11 protein-coding genes and 1 tRNA gene are annotated in these 12,716 nt (G+C 45.7%); all 12 read right to left on the bottom strand.

From position 1 onward, the window contains the following. Nucleotides 1–257: 257 nt before the first annotated feature. The gene (locus tag BUB18_RS19115) at nt 258–560 is read right to left on the bottom strand and encodes a helix-turn-helix domain-containing protein (RefSeq protein WP_073084187.1); all 303 of its coding nucleotides are present in this window, start codon (nt 558–560) and stop codon (nt 258–260) included. 128 nt (nt 561–688) lie between these two features. Further along, on the bottom strand, nt 689–1,603 hold the full coding sequence (locus tag BUB18_RS19110) for a hypothetical protein (RefSeq protein ID WP_073084183.1): 915 nt from the start codon (nt 1,601–1,603) through the stop codon (nt 689–691). 117 nt (nt 1,604–1,720) lie between these two features. Continuing rightward, on the bottom strand, nt 1,721–2,989 hold the full coding sequence (locus BUB18_RS19105) for a site-specific integrase (protein ID WP_073084181.1): 1,269 nt from the start codon (nt 2,987–2,989) through the stop codon (nt 1,721–1,723). 238 nt (nt 2,990–3,227) lie between these two features. Continuing rightward, a tRNA-Arg gene (locus BUB18_RS19100) sits at nt 3,228–3,299 on the bottom strand. Nucleotides 3,300–3,356: 57 nt separating this feature from the next. Then, nucleotides 3,357–5,171 (bottom strand): AMP-dependent synthetase/ligase, encoded by a 1,815-nt coding sequence (locus tag BUB18_RS19095; protein ID WP_073084179.1) that lies wholly within the window; start codon nt 5,169–5,171, stop codon nt 3,357–3,359. 22 nt (nt 5,172–5,193) lie between these two features. After that, entirely contained in the window at nt 5,194–5,427 is a 234-nt protein-coding gene (locus tag BUB18_RS19090) for a 2TM domain-containing protein (RefSeq protein WP_073084177.1), read from the bottom strand. 85 nt (nt 5,428–5,512) lie between these two features. Next, nucleotides 5,513–6,178, bottom strand: coding sequence for a YceI family protein (locus tag BUB18_RS19085; RefSeq protein WP_073084176.1), 666 nt, complete (start codon nt 6,176–6,178; stop codon nt 5,513–5,515). 75 nt (nt 6,179–6,253) lie between these two features. Continuing rightward, a complete protein-coding gene (paaN, locus tag BUB18_RS19080) occupies nt 6,254–7,909 on the bottom strand; it encodes a phenylacetic acid degradation protein PaaN (protein WP_073084174.1) in 1,656 nt (551 codons plus the stop codon). A 26-nt stretch (nt 7,910–7,935) separates the two neighbouring features. Further along, nucleotides 7,936–8,994 carry a tetratricopeptide repeat protein gene (locus BUB18_RS19075; RefSeq protein WP_073084173.1) on the bottom strand — a complete coding sequence of 353 codons (1,059 nt, stop codon included), beginning with the start codon at nt 8,992–8,994 and terminating at the stop codon, nt 7,936–7,938. Between the two features lie 131 nt (nt 8,995–9,125). Continuing rightward, entirely contained in the window at nt 9,126–10,001 is an 876-nt protein-coding gene (locus BUB18_RS19070) for a hypothetical protein (RefSeq protein ID WP_143160002.1), read from the bottom strand. A gap of 94 nt (nt 10,002–10,095) precedes the next feature. After that, nucleotides 10,096–11,340 (bottom strand): DUF1015 domain-containing protein, encoded by a 1,245-nt coding sequence (locus BUB18_RS19065; RefSeq protein ID WP_073084169.1) that lies wholly within the window; start codon nt 11,338–11,340, stop codon nt 10,096–10,098. Nucleotides 11,341–11,511: 171 nt separating this feature from the next. Continuing rightward, entirely contained in the window at nt 11,512–12,582 is a 1,071-nt protein-coding gene (serC, locus tag BUB18_RS19060; RefSeq protein ID WP_073084168.1) for a 3-phosphoserine/phosphohydroxythreonine transaminase, read from the bottom strand. Nucleotides 12,583–12,716: the final 134 nt, after the last annotated feature.

The following is a 12,716-nucleotide window of genomic DNA, read 5'->3' as shown; positions in this document are numbered from 1 at the left end:
TTTCCTTGTAAATCTGCCAGCTGTTCACGCAGTTAGCACTTCAGGGTAAGCCAATTGCTGAAAATCCAGTTTTTCAACTTTTTTCAGCAATTGGCACGTTATTTCCTGGTGACTTATATTGGAAGATGGCCGCAGTAGCTGGTTTGCATGGTCCCGGATTAAATCAGGTGTGATAATTTGTTTATCAAACTGAGCAAATGTTTTTGCATCCTGTTTAGTGAAATCCGGGACGATTCTGTTTGCGCTGTTATCCTCCATTACAACCTCCTTTGTGATTTCGCAGCCTGAATTTGCTTTAGGGACTCTATTAATTCCCTACGCTTGTAACGTACTCGTGTGCCTATCCGGTAGCCGGTTATTTTGCCGGTTTTGGTGAAATCCAAAAGGGTAGGTAAGGAGATACCTAACAGCTTGGCGGCCTCTTTCCTTGTTATTAATTCCTCCTTAGTGTCATTTGGCTTTTGTTCCAAAAGTTGTGAAAGCTCTGATTTGAGGGTGTCGGCTATTAGCTGGCGTAATTGGTCTAACGGCAGGGCCGTGAGGATTAAGTCGTTGTTCATATGTTCACTGAGTTTTGATATCAGCAAAGGAACAACAACAGCCCTACCGGAGTCAACTACGGTAGTTAGTTAGTAGTTACAAAATGATAAGGTTTGTCAAGGTTTGAGGCCCGATTATGATATGCAGATTATCCAGTTTTACCTTTGTTTGGCAATATGTTATGAAACTTACAATCATACCGTTTAGTATATACTTTGGTTTCCCGCTCGCTGGGTTTCAGTAGCTGTGTAAGGCTTCGCTGGGCATCTGTTGCAGTTCCTTTTTGCGTTTGGGATAAATCAAAACTATAAACCAGGCTTTGCACCGTACCAGTCAATTCCCCTGGGGCGATAGACTTAATCCAACCTTTGCTTTCAAGGGATAAAATAAGCTCGGCAAATTCCTTTTGGGTGCCCTGCCAGGCTAATTTGTGGCTATAGATTGTGTTAGTCCCGGTAGACCGGCATAATTGCTTCTTGAATCGATGGAATGGTACTGGTATAGGGTAATCAGGATTTCCATGTAATAAAGTGTTTAGTTCTTCTGGTTTAAGCCCAAATTCGAGGCTTAAAATCTCCAGTAACAATCTGGGATAATCCAGGGCAGAGGAAAGGAGGGATGCAAGGATGGTCGCCAATTCTTCAACCGTGTTAATAACATCTCCGTTAGGGAACATATCCCGGGAATCGTCAATAATAGCTGTAACCGTTTTGGGGCCGTGCTTGTAAAGGTCCTGTGCTTGCAATTTCTGTTCCCGTAAACCTTGTAGCTGTTGGCAATTCTCTGCGTATAGCTTCAACACAAGAAATAGGAAGTTATGCTGGGCCTGTTCGGTTTCAGCATATAAAAGATGGTGCCTAATAGCTGCTTTGGTATTGTCAAGCGCTTTCTTTCTTTCGCTCAACAGTGAAAATACGTCTTTGGAAAGGTCTTTAATGGTTTGAGGGAATTTCTGGAGTCCAGGTTTAAGGGGCGTGGAAAATTTTAAGAGTTGCTGTATTACACCTTCGGTGTCCTTAATCCATGATTTAGCCTGATCGAAACTTAATTCTACTCTATCCATACACAAGGTTTTAAGGGGTTACTAACAGTTGCTAACAATACTATTAAATTACATCACCGTTACGCAATGTATATGCGCAAAGAAAAGCCCCGTCAAATAAGACGAGGCTAGATAAAATTATACTTTGATTCTGCTCTCCCAATGCTTCTGTAGCAGCTGCGCGTGCTCTGTAGTCCCTAACTTTATATACCGCATAAACGCTTTTTCAGTCCTGTGACCAGTTATCGCCATAATGGTAAGCACAGGCGTACCTGCTAAGTATTCATTAGTGGCAAAACTTCGCCGCGCGGTATGGCTAGTGACAAGCTCACACTTAGGCCATGTTTCAACTATTTTCTTACCAGCTTTTGTGTAGGTAATGGTTACTGACGTTTGAAGCCTTTCAATCTGCCGGCATACCTCCTTTATGTACTGGTTTATTTTCTGGTTACTGATCGCCTTGGGGAAACTATTGTTATACTTCCGCTGTAGATCCTTGATAGCCGGATGTATGGGAATTACGATCCTCCCACCTGTTTTCTGCTGCCTGATGTTGATGAAATTATCATCGATATGCTCAGGGGATAGCCGGGAGAAATCCGAGAACCGTAAACCAGTATGACAGCCAATCAGAAATAAGTCCCTGGCACGATCCAGGCGCGGATCGTTTGAGAGGTCATGATCAGCAAGCGCCTTTAAATCTTCCTCACTCAGGTAAATACTGTCGGTTTCCTCATGGGGTTTAAAAAAGTAGTCGCTTTCAAAATCTTCACATACTTTGATTCCATTGCTTTTAGCGTCCCGCATGACCGTAATTATCCGTTTTATATGGTCACCAATGGTATTAACTGCCAATTGCTTTGCATGGGTTAAATGTGCTGTATAGTCGCCATGGAAACGAATATCTACCGTGTCAAAATCAATCTTCCGTTTGTAGGACTTTTGAAATTCTATCAGATGATTGTAGGTAGTCAGATAGCCTTTGTTAGTATCTGGGGAGGTACTGTTTTTGGTTTTAGGGCTTATCCTGGTACCGTCCTGTGCCCGTGTGATGAAGTTGTCGAAATAGGTCAAAAAGGTAGGACGAGTTGTTACCTTTTTGCCTGTGGCTATATCCAGCAAGGCCTTTAGGGTTTCTGGCTCTGGAATGATATTGTTATTATCATTTCGATAGCGACGATACACTGTTTTGATAGTATGCTCAAGGGTATCCATCCGCGCGTTAAACTCTGGATGTTCCGGGAAATCCTTGTTTGTTTTGTGTGCCCGTTGCGTGACCTTGTTCCAAAATACACAGGGTATCTTTTCAGCCAGGTAATAACGTAAAACGCGCCCTTCATACCAGACTTTAGCAAGTATCGTACTGTTCTCCGCTTTCGGTCTTTTCAGGTAAAAACTTACTTCCATTGTCACAGTGTGTTTAATGTTAACAATGTTTCAGTAAGCATGTGGGTAAGGTCTGCTTTTGGTCCCCGGCTGTCAAAAATGTGGGGACTGTCCTGGGGACCATTGGGGCCTGTTTTGGGGCCTGTTGGCGTTTGCCTGGTTTTACTTACTTTAATTCCTCTTTCCTCCGAAAGCCCCGCCCCTAAACGAAATTCGCCTGAATCCAGCCAAGCTGCATTCAGGCGAAATATGTTTTCAGTAGCCCGGACAAGAATCGAACTTGTATCTAAAGTTTAGGAAACTTCTATTCTATCCATTGAACTACCGGGCCGGTTCCGACCTCATTTCTGAGGATCGGGTGGCAAAAGTAAGATATTTAAATTAATTTTTAAATACTTTCTATATCTACTTTTCCGCCGGCTGGTGCATAGAGACCGTCGATCTCATGCTTGTATCTTTCCAGGATCACTTTACGTTTCACCTTCAGGGTAGGCGTCAGCTCACCAGCGTCCACTGTCCATTCCTGTGGCAGTAAGGCGAACTTTTTCACCTGCTCAATATGGTTAAAAAACTGGTTGTACTTATCCACGGCCTGTTTGAAAAGATCCTTGATTTCAGGGTTTTTGAGCATTTCCTCGTTGGTAGTCCAGTTGAGGCCCCGTTTCTCCGCCCATTTCTTCAGGTTTCCGAAGGAAGGCACAATCAGCGCGCCGGTGAATTTACGGTCTTCACCTACTACCATGAGCTGCTCAATGTAGGGCGACTCCTTAAACTTGTTTTCAATAGGCTGTGGCGCCACAAACTTACCACCAGAGGTCTTGAACAGTTCTTTTTTCCGGTCGGTAATTTTAAGGAACTTATTATCGATGATCACGCCGATGTCGCCCGTATGGAACCAGCCATCCTTAATGGCGTCAGCGGTGAGGTCGGGGCGTTTGTAGTAGCCCATGGTGATGTTGGGGCCTTTGGCGAGGATTTCCCCGTCTTCAGCTATTTTCACTTCTACGCCGTCAATGATCGGACCAACGGTGCCGAACATACGATCTTCCACCTTAAAGCGGTTAACGCTGATAACAGGGGAGGTTTCCGTAAGCCCGTAACCTTCCATGATCGGAATGCCGGCAGAAGTAAATATCTTCAGCAAGCGCACCTGGCAGGCCGCAGCGCCGTTTACAATCGCCTGTATATTCCCTCCCAGGGCGGCTCTCCACTTACTGAACACCAGCTTGTTCGCCAGCTTCAGCTGTAGATTGTACCACAGCCCCTGGTCCTTATTGATCTCGTAACGCTTACCCAGGTCCACCGACCAGAAAAAGAGCGCCCTTTTAATGCCTTTCAGTTCCAGCCCGGTAGCCATTATTTTCTCGTATACCTTTTCCAGTAAACGTGGAACAGTAGTGAAAATAGTGGGCTTCACTTCTTTCAGGTTCTCGCCAATTTTATCCATGTTTTCCGCATAATAGATAGGAACACCTTTTGTCAGGTACAGATAAGTCACCATACGTTCGAAAATGTGGTTCAAAGGCAGGAAGCTAAGTGCTTTGGAATCAGAATTTACCGGGAGATATGGTTTACAGGCCATCACATTGCTAACCACGTTACGGTGGCTCAGCATTACCCCTTTCGGTGTACCGGTGGTGCCGGAGGTATATATGATCGTAACTAATTCTTCAGGAGAGATATTAGCCTTCGTTTGTTCAATCAGCTCGTAATTGGCCGGATCGCCCATTTCCAGCACCTCCTTCCAGTGACGTGCCCCTTCCACCTTTTCAAACGTGAAGATCTCACGGATGGTAGGGAACTTATCACGGGCTTCCAGGACCTTTTCCAGCAGTTCCTTGTCGTTTACAAAGAGAAGTCTGGCTTCGGCGTTATTGAGTACAAATTCAAGTTCATGCTGACTAATAGTAGGGTAAATGGGGGTAAGCACCGCCCCCAGTTGCTGACAGGCCAGGTCAGTCATAATCCATTCCGGACGGTTGGGGGCAATCACCGCAATTTTATCTTTCTCCTCGTTTTCCTTAATACCCGGTCTGATGCCCAGCTTCAATAATCCGGAGCTGAATTTCATGACTATTTCACTTACTTCGCGGGTACTGTACTTCCTCCATTGACCATTCTCTTTCGCTGCCAGCATATCCTCCTTGGGATAATGCTCCAGCTGAAAATTAATGACGTCAAATAGTCGTTGCGGCTGGTCCATACTGTATAAGTTTTGTTTTGGCTTAATAACGTGTTTGCTGTCGCTTTTCATTGTAATACTGGAATGCCAGGAATAATCCCCAGGTAATTACCGGCCATACGGGCCAGGGCATGCCCTGATATATTTCGTTGTCGGTAATAAACCACAATCCCCATAAACCCGCATTCGCAAACAGGTACAGGATAAGATGAGATTTAAACGCGGCGTTAGCTTTGATGTGCCATAACCGGTCCTCTCTTTCTTTGGTTTTTTCCATATAGTCACAGCTTTTACGATTATGCTGTTGTTCTAAATTTAATCTTTTTTCCGCGTTTTTACCAGCAAAAAAAACCTAAAATTCACTATCTGTTGGCATTAACGGTAAAACTGATATTCACCAGGGAATTTATCAGCTTGTCCTGCACGGATTTATCCGCCCGGTAAGTAATGCCCCAAAGGGTACGGTCTATGTTAAAGCTAGCCATGGCAGATACTTTGCCAGGCAAAAAGGTGAGAATCGCAGGGAAGGAAATATTCTTGGTAACCCCTTTAATGGTAAAATTACCTTTAATGGTATGAGTGGCATCTTTCAAATTCAAATCCTCGTCCACCGCAGGTTTGAAAGGCTCTATCGCGGTCATTTCAAAGCTGGCGGTAGGAAACTGGGCTACATCAAAAAACAGGGGCCCTTTCAACTCCCTTTCCAGTTTATTTTTCATAGATGTATCCGCTGCCAGATCCACGTTCTCCATCGTTTTCATGTTGATTACAAACTGAGCAGCGGTCACAATGGAGTCTTTCACATATATTACCCCACTCAATACCTTCACCGTTCCATGGTGCTTGCCGGTAGGCTTGGTACCTATCCAGCCGATAATGCTCGTTGCTGTATCCACCAGGTATGCATGTCCTTCTCCTACTTTTACTTTCTGTACATCGCCAACCTTTGCCTTGTCGGCACGGGGTGCCTCCTGGCAGGCTGCCAGTATAATCAGCAGGAAAATGGTATATGCAATCCGTTTAGTCATATATCTAAATATAACGTATTTTATTGAAGAACGGCTACCCCACTGGGGTAGCCGTTACAATTATTGCTAGTTTTTTTATTCTGCCAGCTCTCTGTTACCCACCCATACAAACCGTTTCAATATGAACTCCTGATTGGTAAAGCTGGCGTTGCCCGCCGGATTGCCCCCCGTTACGTGGAAGTCAGAAAAAGCAGCATGCTGGTTCACCCAGATGAACCCGGTAAGATTGAACGATACTGGAGTAAACACACTGTTCATCTCATCCCGGATCTCCTCTTTTACCGCCGGATCAGTGGTGTAGGCCGCACAGGTAATAGCCCCATGCTTCTGCGCCATCTGCTTTGCCAGCTGCACGGAATGTTTGGTGTCTTTTGTTTTGATAATCAATACAATAGGTCCAAATAATTCCTGCTCATAAATATTGTTATCGGCACTGCTCAACTCAATGATAGTAGGGGTAAACATCCGTGCTTTCGTATACTCCTCATTGTTAATGGATTGCCCCTGCAAAATAACCTTACCCCCCAGCTGTGCCGCCTCTTTGGCACGTTGCAGGGTACGCTCGTTCTGCACGGCGCCCAGGGTGCCTGCGCCCATCTTAGGATTATTCACCAAAGCTTCCACCGCTTCCTTAAATTTCTGTACCACCTCGTTGAAGCTCACAATTCCGGCATTGGTATTAATGCCCTGCTCCGGTATAAAGAAGTTCTGCGGTGCAGTACACATCTGACCGGAATAGAGGCTCACAGAAAACGCGAGGTTCTGGATTACGGCATCCAGGTCTTTCACACTATCAATAATAACAGAGTTGACACCCGCTTTCTCGGTGAATACAGTCTTGCCTTTCAGCGTTTCTATATAATCGCCGAAGCTGCTGCCACCGGTATAATCAATCAGTTTCACCGCCGGATCCTCCGCCAGTTCTTTGGTAATCATGTGCTCAGAAGTATCTGGCGCGAGCTGGCAGAGATGAGGATCATAACCCATCTTTTCCAGTGCCTGCTGAATACTGCTAACGGCAATGGCTATAGGTAAAATCGCTTTTGGATGTGGTTTTACAATCACCGGATTGCCGGTGATCAGGTCTGCGTACATGCCTGGGAGTGAGTTCCATACCGGAAAGGTGGAACAGCCAATTACCACGCCCACGCCTTTAGGGATCGCGTGGAACGACTTCGCCAGTTTTATACTCACCTTGCCCATCGGCTTCTCCCACAGCAGGTTGCCGGGATAGCGACGTATTTCGTCATACCCCGCCGCAATGGCTTCCAGGGCACGATCATTGGCATGAGGCCCCGATGCCTGAAAGCTCATCATATAGCTTTGCCCGGTAGTATGCATAGTAGCATTCGCAATATCGAAGAAGTGATCCCTGATCTTGTCCAGGGTTTCAGTGAGCACGGCCGCCCGTTGCTCTACAGGCACCTTTGCCCAGGCTTTACCTGCCTCCGTAGCTTTGGCAATCAGGTCCTTAACGGTAAACAGGGGATAGGTAACCCCCAGTACTTCGCCACTATATGGGGATACTTCCTCACCAGCCCAGCCGGTTTCACCGGTTTGCAATAACTGCTTAAACGGTTTATTCAGCATCTGCTGGTAACTCTGTACGCCAATGGCATGTGCTTCGTCGCCGTATGCTTTGGGGTGTTCAGGATATTGCGAGTAAAATGTTCTGCTCTGATTAGCTTTTACCGCATTTTCAATTGTGTTTTGGTGTTTAGCAACAAGCATATTTAGATTTTGTGGTTTTTCAGGTATCAGTACCCGGCGTTCACCAACGAAAACTTCCCATCATTATAATACTCGTCCGGCCTTGGTTTCAACGGATTGTTACGCTGGTATTTTGAAAACGTGTCATATTCCTGTTTGTGTAATGCCGTCCAGCCCCTGTAAGCCGCCTGATTGATGGCAGGCCCAAACAGCCATTGGTTATAAGCATCAAATAACCCTTCCTTCAACATCTTACGCTGAAAATCGAACAATGCATCCGGATAATTTGACGCATAGCTGTTATCCCAGTCCAGCAGGAAACGGGTACGCACCATCACCAATGCATCCAGGTCTACACCGCCTGTAATAACACTGATCTGCTTGCCCATAGTTTGTTTATATGCCTGGGAGAAGCCACTGTCGCCACTTCTGCCTTTCTTCTTTCCTTCGTCGGGTAACACGCTGTTCAATAATGACGGATCATTAAACAGTCGCTTATAGGATTCCAGTAAGATGTTCCTTATTTCTGCCGTGCGGGTGGTGAAGCTTTCCATGTTCATGAATACTTCCCCATACAGGATGCACCACATCGGATTATTACTGAAACTGTAGGTTTTAGTAGCATTATAGTAGTTACCCGGAAAAGTAGGATCCTTTTCAATCCCCTTCAGCCAGCTGTTTAACGCGGCATCATACATTTTGAAATTCATCAGCAGGTTGCCGTTATCATTATACAACTCGCCACTCTCCGGAAATTTACGCAATGCCTTTTCGTACATTTTCTGCGCCACTTTCCAGTCCTCCCGACTCACATAGATATTTCCTGCTATCTGATACACCTGCACATCCGCTTCTTTACTGTTCAGTAAAGGTTCTATGATCGTTTTAGCCCGGTTAAGATCCCCCTTCAGGTAAAAGGTGTAGCCAAGCTGTTTCTTGGTTTCAAAATTATCCGGCTCCAGTTGTAATGCCTGGTTAAAAACGAGTATGGCATTGGAGTAATCTCCTGTACGCTGAAACCCGGTGGCCGTATTAAACAGCTCCCTGGCATCCTGACCAAACACCGTCTGAGAAAATAGTACCCCTGCTATAAAAATTGTTTTCAATAAAGAAGACCTAATGTGCATTCCTGTCCGTCGTTTCATGTAAAAGTAAGGAAAATGGGGTAATGTGCCACAGGTAAGCCCGCGACATTGACCTATTACTTTTCTTTAAATTATTTTTTTATTTTATGTGATTAGACGGCATCGCCGCTAGCCGGCTCCATTTTCTGCAAATCTTTTAATAACACGAACCAGCAGAGGCCTGCGATCAACAGTGCCAGCAGTGTGGCCCAAACCGGAATCGCGTTAAGTGCTGTCAGAAAATCATCCAGCGGCATCACCATCAGAATTCCCATCATCAACACTGGCATCAGTATAATCGAAACCAGTAAATACAGGATGGTACGGGTTCGATTATAAATCAGGAATCCAAGAATGACAGTTGGTAGTGAAACGAGTATAAGTCCCAGCTTCAAATTCAGCAGTGCCATGATTATTACTGCTATCATCACATTACCGGTTTTATAGTTTTTTAACAGGCCGTCATAAATTATATCATACTGTATGGTGCCCGATATTATCGGCAGTACCAGGCCGTTGCAAATGAACATCACACCTGTCCCCAGGTCCCCCAGTTGTTTAGCATACATACCCATGGAGTAGGAAAGAGCATCCAATTTCAGCTTTTCAGCCACCAGGTATAAGGCAACATTGGAAATCAAAAAGGTCAGGGTAGCTTTGCCCAGGAAGTCCGTTTGTATTGGCTTATGAAAGGTGAACTTATAATCCGGCTCATGTTTCTTCTTTTGCCAGAACATAAATATGGCGAGCAGTACTAAAACTCCCAGGATTACGCCGGTGCCAATCCCCATGAAGTTGTACGTATTTCTTTGTTCGGATGGATTCTTTGCAACATATAGCATAAAAGGAATTGCAGCCAGTATACAGGCCCCGATTGCCACTGGTATCAGCACAAACAGCTGCCCTACCGTTGGATAAGCCTTTCCCTTAACAGCAGTTTCAAATTCTTTTTCTGAAAAGATGGAAGATTCATTTTGGTCTAAGGACATATAAACAGGTTGATTAGTACAATTGAAAAAGCCTGCCGACACCGGCAGGCTCAAAATATATATTTCTTTTCTTTTTTCTGGTGGATTATGCCAGCTAGATAAGATGCGTGATTAGGCCATCTCTCAGCTTAGGCTCAAACCAGGTGCTTTTAGGCGGCATCACATTGCCACTGTCGGCAATGTCAAATAGCTGCTGGATTGTAACAGGGTAGAGGGCAAAGGCCACTTTCCATTCGCCGCTGTCCACGCGTTTTACCAGCTCCTGTAAGCCACGGATGCCACCGATGAAGTCTATACGCTTATCAGTACGCTGATCCTGAATGCCCAGGTATTTGGAGAGTATGTTATTGGAAAGAATGGTCACATCCAACACCCCAATCGGATCGGTGGTGTAAGTACCCTCTTCGGCTACCAGGCGGTACCAGCGGCCTTCCAGGTACATGGTAAACTCATGCAGCATGGTGGGCTGTTGGGGGAGGTGGCCTATTTCTTCTACATTAAAAAAATAATCCAGGTTAGACAGGAAGGCTTCTTTGCTTAACCCGTTCAGGTCTTTTACCACCCTGTTATAGTCCATGATCGCCAGTTGACTGGCTGGGAAGATGGTAGTCAGAAAGTAATTAGCAGGGTTGTCGACACTGGTAATTTTACCGTTTTCCTGGAGCTCTTTCTGTACAAGGCTGGCTGAAGCTGCCCGGTGGTGGCCATCCGCGATATAGGTAGCCGGCACCTTTTCAGCAAACAGCGTGGTGATTTCCTGCACAGCAGTTGGGGTATTGACTACCCAAACAGTGTGAGAAATGCCATCAGACGCAGTAAAATCGTATATGGGTGCATGTTGTTCCTGCCATTGCTCAATGAGGGCGTTTACCTCCGGCACATCGTTGTAGGCCAGGAATACATTGCCGGTTTGTGCCAGGGTGGTTTTGATATGATTGATCCTGTCAAGTTCCTTGTCAGGACGGGTAAATTCATGTTTTTTGATGATCCCGTTATTGTAATCCGCCACTGCCGAAACGCATACCAGTCCGGTTTGAGCGCGGCCATTCATCACCAGTTTGTAGATATAATAAGCCGGCTGGTCTTCCTGGAACAGGGTACCATCCTGTACAAATTTGCGGAGGTTGGCAGCTGCCTGGTCGTATACCTGTTGGCTGTGGGTATCGATATCGTCGGGCAGGTCTATTTCGGATTTGGATACATGATAGTAGGAATACGGGTTACCGGCTGCTTCCTGCTTAGCTTCTGCCGCGCTGAGTACATCGTAAGGCCTTGCTGCCACCTGGGCTGCGAGTGCTACTTTAGGCCTTAATCCATTGAAGGGTCTTATAATAGCCATAGTATTTTTTAATGTATGAATACTAAATATAACAATAAAAAGGCCATGACTTTTGTTCCTTTCAACAGGTTTTTGTTAAAGAAGGGTGAAGGTCAACGACCCTCACCCTTCTTTAAACATAATGCCCCCGCCGTAGGCGGGGGCATTATGTTTAAAAGCAAAGCCTGTTTATTAGGCTTTCTTCAGGCTGAAATATTTCATGGCTTCTACCATCACTTCCACACTTTCATACGGCAGTGCGTTGTACATGGATACGCGGAAACCTCCTGACAGGCGGTGACCTTTGATGCCAACGATATCTTCTTTCTTACAGAATTTCAGGAATTCCTCTTCCATTTCCGGTTTGTCCATCACGAAGCAGGCATTCATTTTACTGCGGTCTTCTTTCACAACGGTACCACGGAACAGTGGGTTATGATCGATTTCGTCGTAGAGGAGGGCTGCTTTTTTATCGTTTAATTGCTCGATGGCAGACACGCCGCCTTGCTCTTTGAGCCAGCGGAGGGTGAGCATAGAGATGTAAACGGCAAATACGGGCGGGGTATTAAGCATGGAGCCATTCTCGATATGATTTTTATAATCGAGGATGGAAGGGATTTTACGTGTAACCTTGCCCAGCATGCTTTTGCGGATAGCTACCATAGTAGCGCCGGCGGCGCCCATGTTTTTCTGCGCACCTGCGTAGATGAGGGAGTACTTGTTGAAATCCATGCTGCGGCTCATGATATCACTGCTCATGTCAGCGATGAGCGGCACATCGGTTACCGGGGTCATCTGCCACTGTGTACCGTAAATGGTATTGTTGGTGGTGATGTGCAGATAGCTCGCCTGTGGCGGAATGGTAAACTGTTTTGGGATGTGATTGTAGTTGCTTTCTTTGGAGCTGGCTACTACATCAACGTAACCGAACAATTTGGCTTCTTTGATTGCCTTATTGGACCAAACGCCGGTATCCACATATGCAGCAGTACCACTGTTGTCCAACAGGTTCATCGGGACCTGCATGAACTGCATAGTGGCGCCACCCTGCAGATACAGCACCTCAAAGTCGTCATCTAGTTGCATCAGTTCCTTCACCAGGCTACGGGCTTCCTCCATCACCGCAATAAACGGTGCTGTTCTGTGACCAATTTCCAGTATGGACATCCCCGAACCTTCAAAATCGATCAGGGCTTTGCTGGCTTTGTACAATACCTCGTTAGGTAATACAGAAGGACCTGCGTTAAAATTGTGCACCTTCATGTTGCGATCTAGATTAAATTCATTTTTTGATCTTTCCACTTTGTTTTGGTTTTTCTAAGGAAACGGAAAAAAACGGCACGGGTGTTAAAACCAGTAAGGCGCGTGGTGTAGGATAGGCTAAAAGCTAGTGCAAC

The organism is Chitinophaga jiangningensis (assembly GCF_900142605.1).
GTDB classification, from domain to species: Bacteria; Bacteroidota; Bacteroidia; order Chitinophagales; family Chitinophagaceae; genus Chitinophaga; species Chitinophaga jiangningensis.
This window is presented reverse-complemented; position numbering and strand designations above follow the sequence as displayed.

Excerpts from the sequence above, each read along its gene's own strand:
- BUB18_RS19115 (WP_073084187.1), bottom strand. The coding sequence starts at position 560 with ATGAACAACGACTTAATCCTCACGGCCCTGCCGTTAGACCAATTACGC.
- BUB18_RS19085 (WP_073084176.1), bottom strand. The coding sequence starts at position 6,178 with ATGACTAAACGGATTGCATATACCATTTTCCTGCTGATTATACTGGCA.
- BUB18_RS19110 (WP_073084183.1), bottom strand. The coding sequence starts at position 1,603 with ATGGATAGAGTAGAATTAAGTTTCGATCAGGCTAAATCATGGATTAAG.
- serC (WP_073084168.1), bottom strand. The coding sequence starts at position 12,582 with ATGAAGGTGCACAATTTTAACGCAGGTCCTTCTGTATTACCTAACGAG.
- paaN (WP_073084174.1), bottom strand. The coding sequence starts at position 7,909 with ATGCTTGTTGCTAAACACCAAAACACAATTGAAAATGCGGTAAAAGCT.
- BUB18_RS19105 (WP_073084181.1), bottom strand. The coding sequence starts at position 2,989 with ATGGAAGTAAGTTTTTACCTGAAAAGACCGAAAGCGGAGAACAGTACG.
- BUB18_RS19090 (WP_073084177.1), bottom strand. The coding sequence starts at position 5,427 with ATGGAAAAAACCAAAGAAAGAGAGGACCGGTTATGGCACATCAAAGCT.
- BUB18_RS19095 (WP_073084179.1), bottom strand. The coding sequence starts at position 5,171 with ATGGACCAGCCGCAACGACTATTTGACGTCATTAATTTTCAGCTGGAG.
- BUB18_RS19065 (WP_073084169.1), bottom strand. The coding sequence starts at position 11,340 with ATGGCTATTATAAGACCCTTCAATGGATTAAGGCCTAAAGTAGCACTC.
- BUB18_RS19070 (WP_143160002.1), bottom strand. The coding sequence starts at position 10,001 with ATGTCCTTAGACCAAAATGAATCTTCCATCTTTTCAGAAAAAGAATTT.